An 18329-nucleotide genomic window follows, 5' to 3' on the forward strand; every position below is an offset into this window, starting at 1 on the left:
CGTTTCATGGCGCGGCAGTCAGGGGGGCATTTATGACACGCTTCACCATCGCCTCGTTCAACGTCAAGAATCTGATCGGACCGGAGCGGGAATACTACCGCTTCCAAAGCTATACGCCGGAGGAATACGCCTGGAAGGCGGATTGGATGGCCGACCAGCTCTTGACGCTGAACGCCGACATTGTTGGGTTTCAGGAGATCTTTGACGAAGCGCCGCTGCGCCAGGTGATCGCCGAGACCGACCGGCGCGGGGCGGAAGCCAACGCCGCCAGCATCCCCGATCCCTCCAAACGCTATCACCGCAAGGCAGTTTTTCAGAAGCTGGCCTATAGCTCTTACGCAGAGGCGGAACTGGCCTTTGCCTCCAACCTGAACGACACCGGTGATCCAGGCGAGCGGCGGCCCGGGCTGGCGGTGCTGTCGCGGTTCGGCTTTGCGGACGAACCGGAAGCGATCCAGGACCTGGACCAGCCGCTGGACATACCCATGGCCTGCCTGGGCGAGGAAGAGGACGCAGGCTTTTACACTCTGCGCCGGCTTTCGCGCCCGATCCTGAAGGTGCGGGTGCCGATTGGGGATCAGGTGGTCACTGTGTTCAACTGCCACCTGAAATCGAAACTTGGCGAATACATCAAGCCGCAGGGCGCGCCCTATCCGCCCGAAACGGTGCTGACCGCCTATGATGCGGCGGGCCGGGCGATGGGATCGCTGCGCGCGGCGCTCAGGCGGATGGGCGAGGCCTGGGTGCTGCGCCGCGCGGTGCTGGATGAGCTGGAACAGGGACGCCCGGTGGTGGTGCTGGGGGACTTCAACGACGGCGAGCACGCGGTCAGCAGCGAAATCATCTCTGGCGAGGCACCGTTCAAGAACTACGCCTGGATGCTGCGCCATGACGCCAAGCACCCCGGCGACCGTTACAGCGAGGAGGAGGACGCCCTGATCCGCGAAGCCATCGACCGGGTGCGGCTGCGCTCCGCCGAGAAGATGTTCCTGAAGAAATCCCTGCGCGATGTCGTCTATACAACCGCCTTTGGCGGCGTGCATGAGAGCGTCGACCAGATCTACATGTCGCGCCATTTCGATCCGGCCTGGCCCGGGGCGGTTGGAGAGATGCAGTACTACAGCGTTTTCAACGATCATCTGACCGACGGCAGCCACCCGGAGGCGCCTTATAACAAGCTGGCCTCCGATCACGGGCAGATCATGGCCCACATGGTGCTGCGCGGCTGAGGCGCGCCGGAAAATGCAATTTCTCCGGCCAATTTTCTTTCTCAAGAAAATTCCCCCGCCTGCGGCAGGCGGCTGGTTTACCTCTCGGCCCCGGCGCAGGTAGAGTGCGGCGGAACAGCAAAGAGGCGCTCCATGCAGATTGCAGACCTGGGCGATGTCCAGCTTCATTATCGCATTGACGGGGACCCGGACGGCGCCCCCATCGTTTTTGCCAATTCTCTGGGGACCGATCTGAGGGTCTGGGACGCAGTGGTAGACCGGCTTCCCGAGGGCCTGCGCATCATCCGCTATGACAAGCGCGGGCACGGGCTGTCCTCCTGCCCGCCCGCGCCCTATTCGATGGGGGCGCTGGTGCGCGACGCGGAGCGGCTGCTGAATCATCTGCAGGTTCGGGACTGCATGTTCGTTGGGTTGTCGATCGGCGGCATGATCGCGCAAGGCTTGGCGGTGAAACGGCTGGATCAGATCCGGGCGCTGGTGCTGTCGAACACTGCCGCCAAGATCGGCACCGCGGAGATGTGGAAAGAGCGGGTGCAGACAGTGCAGCGCGACGGCATCGAAGCGCTGGCCGACGCGGTGATGGAGCGCTGGTTTGCCCGCGGCTTTCGCGCCACGCCGGAACTGCAGCTGTGGCGCAACATGCTGGTGCAGCAATCCCGCGACGGCTATGCCGGCTGCTGTGCGGCGATTGCAGGCACCGATTTCTATACCCCCACCAGTGGCTTGCGGCTGCCCTGCCTGGGTATTGCGGGATCGGAGGACGGCTCCACCCCGCCCGATCTGGTGCGCGAGACGGTGGACCTGATCCCCGGCAGCCAGTTCCACCTGATCCGGCGCGCGGGCCATATTCCTTGCGTTGAGCAGCCTGACGAATATGCAGAGCGGCTGACCGCGTTTCTGAGGGAGACCGGGCACATTGGCTGACATTCTTCTGGTTCACGGCTCCTGCCATGGTGCCTGGTGCTGGCGCGACGTTGTCCCTGCGCTGGAGACGCGCGGCCACACCGCCCGCACCATCACCCTGCCCGGCCACGGCGATGGCCGCGATCCGGCAGAGGTCACATTGGCCGAAACCGCGGAAGCAGTGCTGGCAGCCTCAACGCCCGGCACTATTGTGCTGGGCCATTCCTGGGCCGGGTTTCCCATTTCCGCCGCGGCAGAGGCCGGGCCTGATAAGATGCGCGGGCTGATCTACTTGTGCAGCTATATTCCGGTCAGCGGTATGTCCCTGATCGGCATGCGCAAGGCCGGGCCGCGGCAGACGCTGACCGGTGCCACCACCAAAAACGCGGCCGGCACCAGCTACAGCTTTGTGGCAGAGACCGCTCCGGAACTGTTCTATCACGACTGCCCGGCTGAGAGGGTGCGGTTCGCGCTGGAGAACCTCTGCCCGCAGCCGATCCCGCCGCAGGATACGCCAATCTTCCTGGGCGACCGATTTGCGAGCATGCCCAAGGCCTATATCCGCTGCACAGAGGACCGGGTGATCCCGCCGGAATACCAGGCGCAGATGGCGGCGCAGCTGCCGCCGCAGCGGGTCTTTGACATGAACACTTCCCATTCGCCCTTTTTTGCAGACCCCGAAGGGCTTGCGGAGTTGATCGGGCACATCGCAAAGGAGGTCTGATGGCAGGCTCGGTTTTTGACAGCCAGGTATATGGCGGGCTTTTCAGCAGCGGCGAGACCAGCCGCCTGTTTTCGGACAGTGCGGAGGTGCGTGCCATGCTGCTGGTCGAGGGCGCACTGGCCAAGGCGCAAGGCGAGGCAGGCGTGATCCCGCAGGAAAGCGCCGCAGCGATTGCCCGGGCGGTGGTGGAAATCGCCGTTGATCCCGGCGTGCTGAAACAGCCCACAGCGCAGAACGGCGTGCCGGTGCCGGGTCTGGTGGCCGCTTTCCGGGAGGAGATGAAGGCGCCGGAGCACGCGCAGTATGTGCATTGGGGCGCCACCTCGCAGGACATCATGGACAGCGCGCTGATGCTGCGGCTGCGTCAGGTGCTGGCGCTGGTGGAAGCAGACGTGAAAGCCGCTGCGGTATCGCTTGGCAGGCTGGCCAAAACCCATGCGGACCTGCCAATGGCCGCCCGCACCTACGGCCAGCATGCCACCCCCACAAGTGTCGGGGCGGTGGCCGCGGGCTGGGGCACACCGCTTCTGAACCTGCTGGAAGAACTGCCCGCGCTGCGCCAGTCGTGCCTGCTGGTCTCCCTGTCGGGAGCCGCGGGAACGTCCGGCGCATTGGGCCCAAAGGCAGCGGAAGTGCGCGCCGCGATGGCCAAAGGGCTGGCACTGCAGGATCCCGGGTGCAGCTGGCACACCGACCGCACCCCCGTCCTGCGGATCGCGGACTGGCTGCAACGGGTGACGCTGGCCTTCGGCAAGATCGGCGGGGACTGCATTGCGCTGGCCCAAAGTGGCATTTCGGAGATTTCGCTGGGCGGTGCCGGTGCCTCCTCCACCATGCCGCAGAAACAGAACCCGGTGGCGCCTTCGGTGCTGGCGGCGCTGGCGCGGCAAGGCAGCGGATTGGTCTCTGTCCTGCAGGGCGCCTCATTGCAGCAGCACCAGCGCGACGGGGCGACCTGGTTCAGCGAATGGATGTGCCTGCCGCAGATCGTTCTGGGTGCGGCCAGTGCTGCGAAAACGGGCAAGGAGCTGTGCGCCGGCCTGGCCCCCAACCCTGAGGCAATGGCCGCCGCGCTGGCGGGCGGGCTGGACATGATCCACGCCGAGGCGCTGAGCTTTGCCCTGACGGAGCAGATACCCCGGCCCGATGCACAGGCGGCGGTGAAGGCGCTGTGCCAGGAGGCGCAGGGCTCGCAAACGCCGCTGCGGGAACTTGTGGCACGTGATTACCCGGATCTGAACGCAGCGGCGTTGTTTGATCCGGCGCAGCAGATGGGCCGGGCACCGAGGGATGCCTTGCAGTTCGCCAAACGCGCTGAGGAGCTGGGCGACCAATAGAGCATCCTGGAGGGGAGAACGCGTGTCAGCGCTGTCAGAAGATCAGGATGATGGCGCTGCAGTCAGACCATTCAGCCGCCTGTCCCTGCTTTTTGTTCTGGCCACGGTGATGATCGACGCCATGGGCATCGGGCTGATCATGCCGGTGATGCCGAACCTGATCACCGAGGTGCAGGGCGGCTCGCTGGCGCAGGCGGCGGTCTGGGGCGGTGTTCTCAGCACGGTGTTCGCAGTGATGCAGTTCCTGTTCAGCCCAGTTCTGGGCAGCCTGTCCGATGCGGTGGGGCGGCGGCCGGTGCTGCTGGTCTCGCTGTTTGTGATGGCGCTGGACTACCTGATCATGGCGGTGGCCGGCACCATGTGGCTGCTGCTTCTGGGCCGTGTTCTGGGCGGAATCACCGCTGCCACCCACTCCACCGCAGGTGCCTATATCGCCGACATTTCGCCGCCCGAGAAGAAGGCTGCCAATTTCGGTCTGCTTGGCGCGGCTTTTGGCGCGGGTTTCGTGCTGGGCCCGCTGATAGGCGGACTGCTGGGAGAACTGGGCACGCGCGCGCCCTTCTATGCCGCCGCGCTGCTGGTTCTGGCGAATTTCGCCCTGGGCTGGTTCGTCATGGGCGAGACAGTCCGGGAGGATAACCGCCGCCCCTTCGACTGGCGCCGCGCCAACCCGTTCGGCGCTTTCCGGGCAGTCGGGCGCATTCCAGGGATCAAGGCGCTGTTGTGGGTCTATTTCCTCTATTCCGTGGCGATTTATGTCTACCCGGCGATCTGGTCCTTCTTCACGCTGGAGCGCTTTGGCTGGCAGCCGCAGGTGATCGGGGTGTCGCTGGCGGTCTACGGCGTCTCGATGGCTTTGGTCCAGGGCTGGCTGCTGCGCTACACAGTGATCTGGGCCGGAGAACGGCAGACGGTGATCTGGGGGCAGGTCTTTGACTTCATTGCCTTTGGCATCCTGGCCTTTATCTCCAACGGCACCCTGGCGATGCTGCTGATCCCGGTTTCGGCGCTGGGGGCTGTCGTCCAGCCCGCCCTGCAAGGGATGATGGCGCAGGCGGTGGAGGACAACCAGCAGGGTGAGCTGCAGGGCGTGCTGACCGCCGTCAACGCGCTGGCGATGATCCTGTCGCCGCTGATGATGACCGCAGTGTTTGCCCGCTTCACGGGCGAAGGCGCCACGCTTTACCTGCCAGGTGCGCCCTTCCTGCTGGCGCTGCTGCTGATGGCCATCGGCTGCGTAGTGTTTCTGCGCAGCAAATCTTCCGTAACGTAAAACCGCCGGCCCGCTGCCGCATTCCGGCTTGCTTGCGGGGCACCCGCCGCGCCACCCTGCTTCAAAACGGGGAGGAAGACCATGCAAACCATCAAAGCCGCCGTCTGCCATGCTTTCGGGGCCCCGCTGGTGATTGAGGAGGTGCAGCTGGCGCCGCCCGGCATGGGCGAGGTCGAGGTGACCCTGGACGCCGTCGCCATCTGCCACAGCGATATCTCCTATGCCGAAGGCGCCTGGGGCGGGCATCTGCCTGCCGTGTATGGGCATGAGGCTGCCGGGGTGATTACCCGCCTTGGCGCGGGGGTGCAGGGATTTGCAGCGGGCGACTCCGTTGTGGTCACCCTGATCCGCAGCTGCGGCACCTGCCCGTCCTGCGCGGGCGGCAGGCCGGTTATTTGCGAAACCCCCTATGACGGCGTGAACGGGCCGCTGAAGACAGCCGGAGGCAAACCGCTGGAGCAGGCTATGGCCTGCGGCGCCTTTGCCGAAAAGGTGGTGGTGGACCAGCGCCAGATCGTGAAGATCCCCGCGAACATGGCCAAGGACGCCGCGGCACTGGTTTCGTGCGGAGTGATCACCGGTGTGGGCGCTGTCGTCAACGCCGCCGGGCTGCGGGCGGGCCAGGATGCGGTGGTTATCGGTGCCGGCGGTGTTGGCCTCAACGCCATCCAGGGGGCCCGTATTGCCGGCGCCCGGCGCATTGTTGCCGTGGACATGAGCCCGGAGAAACTGGAAATCGCCAAGGAATTCGGCGCCACTCACGGGGTTCTGGCGACCGAAGAGAAGCCATGGAAGGCGGTGTACAAGGCGCTGGGGGGCCGCGGCGCGGATGCGGTGCTGGTCACTGTCGGCGCCATCCCCGCCTATGAGCAGGCCCCGCGCTATTTGGCCCGCGGCGGCAAAGCAGTACTGATCGGCATGCCGCATTCAGGTGCCAAGGCCAGCTATGAGCCGGTGGTTCTTGCTGCCGTGGGACAGGGGCTTATGGGCTCCAAGATGGGAGATGTGGTGATCCAGCGGGATATTCCGTGGATGGTCGACCTGTACCAGCAGGGCCGCTTGAAGCTGGATGAGCTGATCTCTGGCCGCTGGTCCCTGGAGCAGATCAACGAGGCCATTGCCGACACCAAGACTGGCTCTGCCAAGCGCAATGTGATTGTCTTTGGCTGACACGCACAAACCGGAGCGCAGCACGTGCTGAAATTCCTGACCAGCCTGTTCAAGCCTGAGGCGGTAAAACCGGCCCCCGCCACCTCGGACACGTCGATGCTGTTTGGGGTGGATGAGATTGCCCCCTTCCTGATCCGGCTTGCCAACAATCGCCGTTTTGGACTGCCCGGCGGGCTTGCGGCCGAGGCCGCCGCGGCGCTGCCGGAGCTCGGCGAACAGCAGAAGCGCCGCTGGCGCATCGACGGCGGTTTTGACGGCGCGCCTGCGCATTTCGAAATCGAGGTTATGATGGAGCGCGGCGGCGAGGCAGATGTCACCTTCTTCGCCCCGCAGCCCGCGGTGGAGGAAATCAACAGGGAACTGGCCGCCTTTGATACGGCGGCGGAGCGGTAGGCCATGAAGCTGCAAGACCTGGATGTCATCGTCACCGCCCCGCCTGCCCCCGGCTGGGGCGGGCGGTACTGGATTCTGGTGAAAGTCACCACCGACACCGGCATCACCGGCTGGGGCGAATGCTACGCATCCTCCGTCGGGCCGGAGGCGATGACCCACGTGATCCGCGACGTGTTCGAGCGGCACATGGCCGGGGAAAACCCGGAGAACATTGAGCTGATGTTCCGCCGCGCCTATTCCTCCGGCTTCACCCAGCGGCCCGACCTGACGGTGATGGGGGCGTTTTCTGGACTGGAAATCGCCTGCTGGGATATTCTGGGCAAGGACCGCGGCCGCCCGGTTCACGCCTTGCTCGGCGGGCGGATGAACGAGCGCATCCGCGCCTATACCTACCTCTACCCGCTGCCGCAGCATGACACTTCAGCGTTCTGGACCTCGCCTGAGATGGCGGCGGAAGCGGCGGCACAAAAGGTGAGCGAAGGCTTCACCGCACTCAAATTCGACCCCGCAGGCCCCTATACAATGCGAGGCGGCCACATGCCTGCAATGTCCGACATCTCGCTGTCGGTGGCGTTCTGCAAGGCAATCCGCGAGGCGGTGGGCGACAAGGCGGATCTGCTGTTCGGCACCCATGGCCAGTTCAATACCGCGGGCGCGATCCGCCTAGGTCAGGCGCTGGAACCCTACGCACCGCTGTGGTTCGAGGAACCCACCCCGCCAGACAATATCGAAGACATGGCCCGGGTTGCCCGCAGCGTGCGAATTCCGGTGGCCACAGGCGAGCGGATGACGACCAAATCCGAGTTCGCCGCAGTGCTGCGCGCAGGTGCTGCTGAGATCCTGCAGCCCGCCCTGGGCAGGGCCGGGGGCATCTGGGAAATGAAGAAAGTGGCCGCCATCGCAGAGGTGTTCAACGCCCAGATGGCACCGCATCTTTATGCCGGGCCGGTGGAATGGGCCGCCAACATTCACCTCGCTGCCTCGATTCCCAACATCCTGCTGCTGGAAACCATTGAGACACCATTCCACGACCAGCTGATCAAGGGTTCGATCCGGGTCGAAAACGGCTTTGCCGCACCGCCGGATGCACCGGGGCTGGGCATCGAGGTGGACGAAGATCTGGCCCGCGCGCATCCCTTCACCGGCAGCGATCTGCACCTCAATATGCAGGAAGACCCCTGTGACTATGCCAATGGCAATGCTTTTGCCGGTGGCTCTCCGCCGATTGTCGAATGAAACGCAACTGCGGGGTGACTCGGCTGCCGGAAATGGTCATGTTGCCGGGAAAAGACGACCGCAGGACCTGAGCATTGACCGTTTCGCACCAAGACGCCCTTCCCCCGGAAACCCCTCAGAACATGCAAGAAAGCGCCGCCGCCGCGGCTGCCTTCCTCAAGGCGCTGGCCCATGAGGGGCGGCTGATGATTCTGTGCCACTTAGGCGCAGGCGAGCGGTCGGTCGGGGAACTGGAGGGACTGCTGGACATGCGCCAGGCCGCGGTCAGCCAGATGCTGGCCCGTCTGCGCGAGGAAGGCCTGGTTGCCACCCGGCGCGAGGGGAAAACGGTGTATTACTCGCTGCAGGATCCAAAAACGGAAGAGACCATAGCCCTGCTTTACAAGCATTTCTGCAGCGGACTCTGAGCGGCCGGCCGGCAGCCCGGTCTGAAATCAACGGCCTGCCCTGAAGCGGACCCCGCGCTGCGCTTTGCGCAGCGCCACGCCCAACCGGAATGGGGCATTCTGCGAATGCGCCGGGACGGGCGGGAGCGCCCCGCCTTGCCTCACCCGCCTTGCCTCAGCTGTCCGCGCGCACGGTCTGGGTCTGAACGCCCAAGCCCTCGATCTCCAGCCGCATCACGTCACCCGGCTTCAGATAGACCGGTGCGGGCTTGATCCCCATGCCTACGCCCGGCGGTGTCCCGGTGGCGATCACGTCGCCTGGGTGCAAGGTCATCAGCTGGCTCAGATGCGCGATGATCTGGGCCACTGTGAATACCATTGTGCGGGTGCTGCCGGTTTGTTTGCGTTCGCCGTTCACGTCGCACGTGAGCCACAGCGCCTGCGGATCGGGCACCTCGTCCCGGGTCACCAGCCAGGGGCCTATGGGCCCGAAGCTGTCGCAGCTCTTGCCCTTGGTCCATTGGCCGGTCAGCTTAGTCTGAAAGTCGCGCTCCGACACATCGTTGATCACGCAGTACCCCGCAACGTGGTTCAGCGCCTCTGCCTCCGGCACGTATTTGGCAGCGGTGCCGATCACCACGCCCAATTCCACCTCCCAATCCGCAGCAACCGAGCCGCGCGGCAGGATCACGTCGTCATTTGCGCCAACAATCGAAGACGTGGCCTTGAGGAAGAGGATCGGATGCTCCGGCAGATCCATGTTCATTTCTTCGGCGTGATCGGTGTAGTTGAGGCCGATCCCCAGAAATTTGCCGGCCTGGCCGACACACGGCGCCAGGTCCGGCGCGCCCGGCACCAGCGGCAGGGTTTGCGGGTCCAGCGCGGCCAGCCGGGCCAAGGTCGCGTCATCCAGCACCGCTCCGGTGATATCCGGCACATGCGCGGACAGGTCCCGGACCGCGCCAGCGCTGTCCAACAACCCCGGCCGCACGTCTCCCCCGGCGCGGTATCGCAGCAGTTTCATGAGTGTTTCCCCTGTGTCCTGGTTGTTCCGGTTCAGTTGGAGACGTAGCCCGCCACCACCTGCAGCAGCTTGAAGGCGGTCGAGGCATCGTTTTCGACAACCGCCAGGAATTCCTCCTCGCCGATGCGCAGGCAGCGCAGGTCGCTCTCCGCTATCATGCTCAGCGCCCGGGGCTCCTGCCGGATCAGCCCCAGCTCTCCGACCAGCCGCCCGGGCCCGACCCTGGCAATCAACCGGTCCTCTGCACCCTCCTGCGGCAGATAAAGCCCCGCCTCGCCTTCGAGGATCATATAGGCGCCGTCCGAGGCCTCATCATCCTTGAGAAAAACCGCCTCGCCTTTGGCGGCCTCGTACCAGCGTGCGCCGAATGCCAGCAGGCGCAGCTGGCGGCGGTTCAGGCCGGAGAACAGTTCCGTCTGTTCCAGCGCCCGAAGCTTGCGGGCGAGGTCCTGGCTGGCCGCCCCCTCGCTGGCCGCCACCTCCTGCGCCTCGTCGCTGACCAGCCGTCCCTGGCGCAGTTCATAAAAGACGTCGAAAACATCCGGATTCTGGAAGCCGGACGCTAGGTAGATCAGCGTGGTGTCCGGCAGCAGTTTGCGCAGGTTTTTGTGCACTGCCACCCGGGTTTCAAGGTCATAGCTCGCCATGGCGGAATCCAGGATCAGGATATCCGGCCGCTTGATGGTGGCCCGGCAGAATGCCAGCGGTTCTGCGAAACTGGCTGCCAGCCCTTGCCCGCCGACGGCGATCGGCATGTCAAAGATCAGCTCTACCACCTGGTCGCGCAGCCCCTCGCGCACCATCAGATCCGAAACCAGCTTGCGCACCTCGTCGCCTTTGGCGCCGGCCGCATCGGAGATTTTACCGAACAAGGCGTTTTCAAGAACCGTCAAGGTGGGCGCAAAACTGCCGCCGGAAAACGGCACAAAGCTTGCCCCCAGCGTTTCCAGCAGGCTTTCCCCGTGCGTGCGGCGGAAACTCAGGATGCGCTCCTTCATCCCGTCCTCAAACGCCGGGCCGATCTGTTCCGCAGAAATGGTGAAGGGCACGATCAGCAGCTGCGCCAGCTCTTCGCGGCTGAGCGCTGCGGCGTTGTCGGCCCCCTGCCGGTCAACCAGGGCAATCGCTGCCTCATAGGCCTCCACATCCAGCCCCAGTTTGCGGAACAGCGGGTGGCCGGTGCCATCCATGCCAAAGATCTGCCGCAGCATCTCCACCACGTCGCGGGTCAGCGACACCAGCCCCTTGTCCAGCCCCAGCTGCTTGAGCTGGCCGAGAAACTCCGCGTGCCGCAGCAGCGTTTCAACGGTCATGGTTTCTTGAGACGCGGCAAACAGCAGGTTCTCCGCAACCGGCAGTGCCGGGTTGTAGCTGTCCGCGTCCAGAAAATGCACATGCACGTCCAGGCCTGCGATCTTGACGGCCTCGCGCACAGCCGGGCGCAGCCTGACCAGCTGTTCTGCAAGGTCCGGGTGCGCAGGGGCCTCAAAGTACTGCTCGATGCCGCGGCGGAACAATGCGGTGTCGGACCCTATCCCCTCCACCAGTTTCAGCCACCAGCCCCGCAGCTCCTCCTCGCTGGAGAATCCCGCCAGCTCCGGGTCCAGCCAGGGCGCGTCAAAGGGGTCCGGGCTGTTGCCAGCCCGAATGGCCGTTTCCAGCCGCTCAAGGTCTTGCGCCTCGCCCAGCGGGCGCAGGCGCATCGGCATCATCACATTGTCGCCGAACGAGCCCTGAAACAGAACCGGCCGCGAGGTGGCGTAGCCGATCCGTGCCGCCAGCGTGGCCTGGTGCATGCCGCTGAGGTTCTGGTCCGCCACCGTCACCGCGCCCGACGACGGCAGAATCTCCCTTGTCAGAAGTTCCGCCAGGGCGCGCCTGTCTTCCTCCGAGGGGGCGGCAATCCCGATCACCTGCCCGGCGGGGAAAGCGGCACTCAGCTCCTCCAGCACAAGGTTCCCGTCGGCGTCCCGCACGGTGACGGAATCCAGCACAATGTCACCTTTGAGGTGCGCCAGTTCCTCCGGCTCGCCGGTCATCAGCTTTTCGCCGACCATCCCCTGCGGTGCAAAGCGCTCAAGAACCACGTCCCAGCGCAAGCTCATGTCCTGGGTCTGGTTGTAATAGGCCAGCAGCTCTTTCCAGGGTGCTGCGAGGTCCTTGTAGGCGGCTAGCGCCGCCACCAGCGCCCCCAGCGAGACCTTGCCTTGCAGCACCAGATAGCCGCCGACCGCATAGAAGAAGAAGGGGGTCAGCTGGGTTATGAAGTTGTTGAGAAACTTCATAAAGAACTTCTTCTGATAGATCTGGAAGCGGATTTCGTACAGCCGTCCCAGCCGTTCGGTGATCACCGCCATCCGGTAGCGCCAGCCGCCGTTGATCCTCAGCGTCGCGGCGCCCGCGGCGCTTTCGCCGATCTCAGTGGCCAGCGCGCGCACCTGCTTGATCCGCTTTTTGTTCAGCTGGTTGATCTGGCGCTGCAGCATCGGGATCAGCCATCCCTGCAGCGGAATAAGCGCAATCGCCGCCATCCCGAACCAGAAGTTCTGCAGGAACAGGAAGAACAGGATGGTCAGCATCTGGCCCGCTTGCAGTACCGGCTGGCTGACCGCATCCCCCATCAGCCCGCCCATCGGTTCCGACTCGGAGGTCACCATCGACACCAGTTCGCCCTGGCTGACGCGCTCGAAATATGGCTGCGGAAAGCGCAGCACCCGGGCGATCAGCTGATAGCGGAAGCGGCGCAGCATGCGCTCGGCCAGCACCCCCTTCATGGTGTTGATCCGCATTTTCAGCAAGCCGTGACAGAGAACCGACACCAGGAAGGCGCCGCACAGGATCCACAGGAACGTCAGTTGGTCGAAACTGTAGCCGAGCACAGTGACGGTGGAAGTTTCCGAGCCGATTGCATCGTTGATTATCCGCTTGGGCAGTTCCAGCGTCAGATACAGCAGCGGGAACAGGCAGGCGGTGACCATCAGCAGCACCAGCTGATCGCGTTTCGAGTATTTCCAGATGAAACGGAACAGAGAGCGTTCGATGGGAAAGCTCCATCAATGGCGGCTTCGGGTGTGGTCTGCCTTATGGGTAGCGCGGTTTGGCGGGCACAGGCAATGGGCAGAAATCCGCTTTGTCCCGTTACGGCACCCTGCTGGCGCGGCATTTGCCAGGCGGCGAAAAATCCGTAAGGTTCCAGCCAGGTACCCATGCTGGAGGTCATTCGGTTTGCCGGACTATGTCGGATCTGTTCTGCTGCTGCTCTGCGCTTTGCAGGTCAAACACCTGTTTGCCGACTTCTTTCTGCAAACGCCCAAAATGCTATCCGGCCGCTGTGCCTATGTCCACGTGGGGCGCGCCCAGCATGCCGGGGTTCATGTCATCGGATCAGCCATCGTCTTTTTGCTGTTCGGCGCACCGGTGATGTTCATCCTGGTGCTCGGTGCGCTGGAATGGGTGGTGCATTTCCACATCGACTTCGGCAAGGCCCGGTTCTCCGAGCGCCGCAAGCTGAACCCGCAGCAACCGTTGTTCTGGCAGGCGATGGGCTCTGACCAGGCGCTGCACCAGCTGACCTATATCGCCATGGCCTGGGCCTGGGTGAAATACGCCGCGATGTAGAAGGCGGCCGCCGGCTTGGGAGCGCCCCCCCCAGCCCCCCGGGGTACTTCTGCAAAGAAGGAGCTCAAGAACGGGGCTAATTTTACTTTGCGCAAATACCCCTGCCGGAGGCATGCGCCGAAGGCGCACTTTTCAGGGTACCACAGGCTTGTCCCGTTTGATCGTGCGAAGCACCACATTGGTCTGGGCACTGGCAACCGCCGGAAGGCGGAACAGGAAATCCTCCAGGAACCGGTTATAGGCGTCCAGATCAGGCGCCAGCACCCGCAGATGATAATCGGCCTGGCCGGTGGTGGCATAGCATTCCTGCACCAGCGGGCTGGTCTCCACCGCCCGGATGAACTCCACCAGCTTGTCCGGATCGTGGCGGGTCAGATGCACGTGCACAATGGCCTGGAACGCCAGGCCCATGGCAGGCGCATTCACCACCGCGCCGTAGTGCTCAATAATGCCCGCATCCTCCAGCGCCCGCACCCGGCGCCACAGGGCAGAGGGCGACATGCCCACTGCCTCCGCCAAGTCGGCATTGGAGATGCGGGAATCTTCCTGCAGCAGGGTCAAAATACTGCGGTCGCGGTGATCAAGCTTCATCTGGCGGTCAGAATTTCCGGTCTTTCTCAAGTTTTCGGGTAATATACCCATATTCCTTCGTAAAACCAGCAAGTCTGGCAATTCATTTCACGCAGGGAGGATTATCTTTCCGCGATCAACAGTTTCCGAGCAAGGACTTCCCCCGCGATGACCAAGCTGAGCCACGATTTCCGCAGCTACAAGCTGGACGACCGTTACGAGATGACCAAGGGCCGAGTGTTCCTGACCGGCACCCAAGCGCTGGCCCGGGTGATGCTGGACCAGGCGCGCCGCGACCGCGAAGCGGGGCTGAACACCGCAGGGTTTGTATCGGGCTACCGCGGATCGCCGCTGGGCGGAGTGGACTTGGAATTCTGGCGCGCCAAGGCGCGGATGCAGGAAAACCGGATCAAGTTCATGCCCGCCGTGAACGAGGACCTGGGCGCCACCGCCGTTCTGGGCGCCCAGCAGGCGGTGCTGGACCCGCACTGCGAGGTCGAGGGCGTGTTTTCCATGTGGTATGGCAAGGGACCGGGCGTCGACCGGTCGGGCGACGCGCTGAAGCACGGCAACGCCTATGGCTCGTCCGCCAAGGGCGGCGTCCTAGTGGTGGCCGGCGACGACCACGGCTGTGTCAGCTCCTCCATGCCGCACCAGTCTGACGTCGCCTTCATGTCCTGGTTCATGCCGGTGCTGAACCCGGCGGATGTCTCTGAATATCTGACCTTTGGCGAGTACGGCTTTGCCTTGTCGCGCTACTCCGGCACCTGGGTTGGCATCAAGGCGGTTTCGGAAACCGTGGAAAGCGCGCGCTCGGTCGAGCTGCAGCCGGACCGCCAGTTCGTTTTTCCCGATCTGCCGGAGTATCCCGGCGGCCTGCATATCCGCCGCGCCGACCTGCCCTCGCCCGAGATCGAGACCCGCATCCACGCCAAGCTGGACGCGGTGCGCACCTTTGCCGAGGCGAACCCGATCGACAAGCGGATCTATGACATCAAAGAGGCCCGCTTCGGTTTCGTGTCCACCGGCAAGGGCCACCTGGACTTGATGGAGGCGCTGCGGCTTCTGGGGCTGGATGAGGCCGCGTGCCGCCGCCTGGGCATCGACATCTACAAGGTCGGCATGGTCTGGCCGCTGGACCGCACCGATGCGCTGAAGTTCGTTAAGGGCAAGCAGGAAGTTCTGGTTGTCGAAGAAAAGCGCGGCATCATCGAGAGCCAGTTCAAGGAAAACTTCTATGACTGGCCCGGCAACAAGCCGGAGAAGATGGTCGGCAAATACGACAGCGAGGGCAACCCGCTGATCCCCTGGACCGGAGAGCTGAGCCCGCTGCTGCTGGCGCCGATCGTGGCAGCGCGGCTGGACAAGTTCTTCCCGGAGGAAAACCTGCCCGCTAAGGCGGCAGCGCTGACTGCGGAGCCGCCGAAGGTGCTGAACGTGCCTGGTGCCACCCGCACGCCCTATTTCTGCTCCGGCTGCCCGCACAACACCTCAACCAAGCTGCCGGCGGGATCCAAGGCGTTTTCCGGCATCGGCTGCCACGTGATGGCGAGCTGGATGGACCGCGAGACGGCGGGCTATGCGCAGATGGGTGGCGAAGGCGTGCCGTGGACCGTGGCCTCGCAGTTCAACGGGGGCAAGCATGTGTTCCAGAACCTGGGCGAAGGCACCTGGTATCACTCCGGCTCGCTGGCGATCCGGCAGGCGGTCGCGGCCGGCACCAACATCACCTACAAGATCCTTTACAATGACGCGGTGGCGATGACCGGCGGCCAGCCGGTGGACGGGCCGGTCTCGGTGCATGGCATCGCGCAGACCTGCCGTGCCGAAGGGGTTGAACGGATTGCCCTGGTCTCGGACGACATCGGCAAGTTCAGCCGCGGCGACTTCCCGGCGGGCACAACCTTCCACGACCGCAGCGCGCTGGACACGGTTCAGCGGGAACTGCGCGAGATCCCCGGCGTCACCGTGCTGATCTACGAACAGACCTGCGCCACCGAAAAGCGCCGCCGCCGCAAGCGCGGCAAGATGGAAGACCCGGCCAAGTTTGCCTTCATCAACGATCTGGTCTGCGAAGGCTGCGGGGATTGCTCGGTGGAGTCCAACTGCCTGAGCGTGGAGCCGAAGGAGACGCCCTTTGGCCGCAAGCGCAAGATCAACCTGTCGACCTGCAACAAGGATTTTTCCTGCCTGAACGGCTTCTGCCCCAGCTTTGTAACCGTCGAAGGTGCCGCCCGCCGCAAGAAGAAGATCGCCGGGCTGGATGCCGCTGCGCTGACGGCCAAGCTGCCCGCGCCCGAACTGCCCGCGCTTTCAGAGCCGTTTGACCTGCTGGTCACCGGGGTTGGCGGCACCGGCGTTGTCACCGTGGGCGCACTGATCACAATGGCGGCGCATCTGGAGGGCAAGGGCGCAAGCGTGTTGGATTTCACCGGCTTTGCCCAGAAGTTCGGCACGGTTCTGAGCTATATCCGGCTGTCGACTGCTCCGGACACTTTGAACCAAGTGCGGATTGATCAGGCCGGCGCGGATGCCGTGATCGGCTGCGATGTGGTGGTCAGCTCGGCGCCCAAGGCCTCGGTCCATTACCGGTCCGGCACCAAGGTGGTGCTGAACCGGGCGGAGATGCCTACTGGCGACCTGGTGCTGCGCCGCGATGCAGACCTGATGGCGGGCGTGCGCGAGAAGACCATCGCCGATGCTGTCGGTCCGAAAAACCTCTCCGGCTTCAACGCCAATGAGGCGGCGGAAAAGATGCTGGGCGATGCGGTTCTGGCCAACGTCATGATGCTGGGCTTTGCCTGGCAAAAGGGGCTGGTGCCGGTCAGCGCCGGCGCGCTGGACCAGGCGATTGAGCTGAACGGCGTTGCGATTGACAAGAACCGCCTGGCCTTTGCCATCGGGCGCGCCATGGCGGTTGATCCGAACCTGGTTGCCAGCCATTACGAGGAAGCACCCCAGAGGGAGGAAACGCTGGACGAGCTGATTGAGCGCCGTGCTACTTTCCTCACCGGATATCAGAACATGGCCTATGCCAGCCGCTATACCGCGGCCCTGAACCGGTTCCGCGAGGCGCTGCCCCGCGACGCGCAGGAGGAGCTGACGGCAGCAGCAGCCCGGTCGCTGTTCAAACTGATGGCCTACAAGGACGAGTATGAGGTCGCCAGGCTGCTGACCAGCGACAGGTTCCGGCATCAGCTGGAGGAGGAGTTCGAGGGCGATTTCTCCGTGAAATACCACCTCGCCCCGCCGCTGCTGAACTGGAAGCAGGACGCACGCGGGCGCCCGGTCAAACGGGCCTTTGGCGCCTGGCTGCGTCCGGCGATGAACCTTTTGGCCAAAGGCAAGGCTCTGCGCGGTTCGGCCTTTAACATCTTCGGCTACCACGAAGAGGCCCGGCTGCACCGCGAGCTGCTGGCCTGGTATGAGGGCATGCTCGACACCGTCGCCAGCCGCTACGCCGCAGAGAAGCGCGAAGCCTGCCTGAAGCTGCTGAAAGCGCCAATGGAAATCCGCGGTTACGGCCCGGTGCGCCTGCAAGCCGCCAAGGATGTCCGTGCGGACGCCGCGGAAACGCTCAACAACCTGTAATCCAAACCGCCGGCCCGCACGGGCCGGCGTGTCACACATCCCAGTGCTGGCGGGTGAATTCGGTAAAGGCTTCCATTTCCTGCGGCAGCGGCTCGCGCCCGGTGAACACCTTGAGGTATTCCGGCGTCACCTCCAGCCGGTGGGCGTGGCTTTCGTTCGGGTCAGCCATGTCATAGCCAAGCTGCATGTAATAAAGCACTTTGGCGCGGGTCACCGCCTCTCGCCCCGGGTAGCCGTAACGTTCGAACATGCCGGTCAAGGCTTCGACCCGGCGGCGGTCCGAGCGGTCCAGCAGGCTGCGCACTTTGCCGGAACGGCGCGACCAGTCGCGCACCGCGAAATCCAGGGCGGTGTTGAACAGGTTGGGGTTGGTGATGCAGTGGAACACGTTCAGCACCGCCCCGGTGATGGTCCTGGCCGGAGCCTCGGCCTGGCGGACCATGCCTGCGGTGTTGGTCTGCTCCCAAGTCTTCAGCAGCGCATCCAGCAGATCCTGGCGCGACTTGAAATACCAGTAGAAGGACGAGCGCGAGACCTGCATCCGCTCCGCCAGCGCCAGCACCTTCACCTGCTCCACCCCGTCAGAGATCAGCACATCCATCGCTACATTCAGCCAGTCATTGCGGGTGACTTTGATATTGCCGACCAGCGGCTCAGCCTCCGGATCGTCGCGGTGGAGAACAGGTTTCTGCGCCATGTGCGTCCCTTCGGATCCTTCGCATTTACGGTCATCTTATTCCGGGGGGACTGCGGGCGCCAACATCGCAGTTCCGCAGGCCGGCAACAGCGGTAAAAGCCGAGTGGCCTGAAGGCCACAGGCCCTGCGCGGCAGGTCTGTTTCGCTCCAGACCACCCGCCGCAGCGCCGTGCTGCAC

At 64.2% G+C, this 18329-nt stretch carries 15 protein-coding genes; 11 read left to right on the forward strand and 4 right to left on the reverse strand.

Translation table 11 applies throughout. The annotated features are described in order from the left end of the window. Positions 1 to 32: 32 nt before the first annotated feature. From CAER_RS0110505 to CAER_RS0110545, 9 genes are all read left to right on the forward strand, one after another. Positions 33 to 1229: an endonuclease/exonuclease/phosphatase family protein gene (locus CAER_RS0110505; protein ID WP_027235313.1), complete on the forward strand. Its 1197-nt coding sequence runs from the start codon at positions 33 to 35 to the stop codon at positions 1227 to 1229. A 132-nt stretch (positions 1230 to 1361) separates the two neighbouring features. After that, positions 1362 to 2153, forward strand: coding sequence for a 3-oxoadipate enol-lactonase (gene pcaD, locus CAER_RS0110510; RefSeq protein WP_027235314.1), 792 nt, complete (start codon positions 1362 to 1364; stop codon positions 2151 to 2153). After that, positions 2146 to 2856: an alpha/beta fold hydrolase gene (locus CAER_RS0110515; RefSeq protein WP_027235315.1), complete on the forward strand. Its 711-nt coding sequence runs from the start codon at positions 2146 to 2148 to the stop codon at positions 2854 to 2856. Before pcaD ends, CAER_RS0110515 begins: the two co-directional genes overlap by 8 nt. Beyond that, on the forward strand, positions 2856 to 4193 hold the full coding sequence (locus CAER_RS0110520) for a class-II fumarase/aspartase family protein (RefSeq protein ID WP_027235316.1): 1338 nt from the start codon (positions 2856 to 2858) through the stop codon (positions 4191 to 4193). The genes CAER_RS0110515 and CAER_RS0110520 overlap by 1 nt, the downstream gene beginning before the upstream one ends. A 109-nt stretch (positions 4194 to 4302) precedes the next feature. Then, on the forward strand, positions 4303 to 5466 hold the full coding sequence (locus tag CAER_RS0110525) for a TCR/Tet family MFS transporter (RefSeq protein ID WP_051357858.1): 1164 nt from the start codon (positions 4303 to 4305) through the stop codon (positions 5464 to 5466). 81 nt (positions 5467 to 5547) lie between these two features. Further along, positions 5548 to 6636, forward strand: a complete 1089-nt coding sequence (locus CAER_RS0110530; RefSeq protein WP_027235318.1) for a Zn-dependent alcohol dehydrogenase — start codon at positions 5548 to 5550, stop codon at positions 6634 to 6636. 24 nt (positions 6637 to 6660) lie between these two features. Then, complete coding sequence (locus tag CAER_RS0110535; RefSeq protein WP_027235319.1) at positions 6661 to 7029, forward strand: hypothetical protein; 369 nt, start codon at positions 6661 to 6663, stop codon at positions 7027 to 7029. A 3-nt stretch (positions 7030 to 7032) separates the two neighbouring features. Next, a complete protein-coding gene (locus tag CAER_RS0110540; protein WP_027235320.1) occupies positions 7033 to 8265 on the forward strand; it encodes a mandelate racemase/muconate lactonizing enzyme family protein in 1233 nt (410 codons plus the stop codon). Positions 8266 to 8387: 122 nt separating this feature from the next. Beyond that, entirely contained in the window at positions 8388 to 8672 is a 285-nt protein-coding gene (locus CAER_RS0110545) for an ArsR/SmtB family transcription factor (RefSeq protein ID WP_008555493.1), read from the forward strand. Positions 8673 to 8826: 154 nt separating this feature from the next. Here the strand turns inward: CAER_RS0110545 and CAER_RS0110550 are convergent, their stop codons facing one another. Together CAER_RS0110550 and CAER_RS0110555 are read right to left on the reverse strand one after the other, a co-directional pair. Beyond that, the gene (locus tag CAER_RS0110550; protein ID WP_027235321.1) at positions 8827 to 9675 is read right to left on the reverse strand and encodes a fumarylacetoacetate hydrolase family protein; all 849 of its coding nucleotides are present in this window, start codon (positions 9673 to 9675) and stop codon (positions 8827 to 8829) included. Between the two features lie 32 nt (positions 9676 to 9707). After that, the gene (locus CAER_RS0110555) at positions 9708 to 12653 is read right to left on the reverse strand and encodes an ABC transporter transmembrane domain-containing protein (protein WP_209320219.1); all 2946 of its coding nucleotides are present in this window, start codon (positions 12651 to 12653) and stop codon (positions 9708 to 9710) included. A gap of 247 nt (positions 12654 to 12900) precedes the next feature. Here CAER_RS0110555 and CAER_RS0110560 point away from each other — a divergent pair, with 247 nt between their 5' ends. Then, positions 12901 to 13293: a DUF3307 domain-containing protein gene (locus CAER_RS0110560; protein WP_027235323.1), complete on the forward strand. Its 393-nt coding sequence runs from the start codon at positions 12901 to 12903 to the stop codon at positions 13291 to 13293. Between the two features lie 132 nt (positions 13294 to 13425). On the opposite strand, the gene CAER_RS0110565 is transcribed toward CAER_RS0110560, so the two are convergent. Further along, complete coding sequence (locus CAER_RS0110565; protein ID WP_027235324.1) at positions 13426 to 13884, reverse strand: Lrp/AsnC family transcriptional regulator; 459 nt, start codon at positions 13882 to 13884, stop codon at positions 13426 to 13428. Positions 13885 to 14031: 147 nt separating this feature from the next. Between CAER_RS0110565 and CAER_RS0110570 the strand changes: the two genes are divergently transcribed. Next, positions 14032 to 17454, forward strand: a complete 3423-nt coding sequence (locus CAER_RS0110570) for an indolepyruvate ferredoxin oxidoreductase family protein (RefSeq protein ID WP_027235325.1) — start codon at positions 14032 to 14034, stop codon at positions 17452 to 17454. 31 nt (positions 17455 to 17485) lie between these two features. On the opposite strand, the gene CAER_RS0110575 is transcribed toward CAER_RS0110570, so the two are convergent. Continuing rightward, positions 17486 to 18151, reverse strand: coding sequence for a TetR/AcrR family transcriptional regulator (locus tag CAER_RS0110575; protein ID WP_027235326.1), 666 nt, complete (start codon positions 18149 to 18151; stop codon positions 17486 to 17488). Positions 18152 to 18329 lie beyond the last annotated feature (178 nt).

It is taken from the genome of Leisingera caerulea DSM 24564 (assembly GCF_000473325.1).
Classification (GTDB): Bacteria; Pseudomonadota; Alphaproteobacteria; order Rhodobacterales; family Rhodobacteraceae; genus Leisingera; species Leisingera caerulea.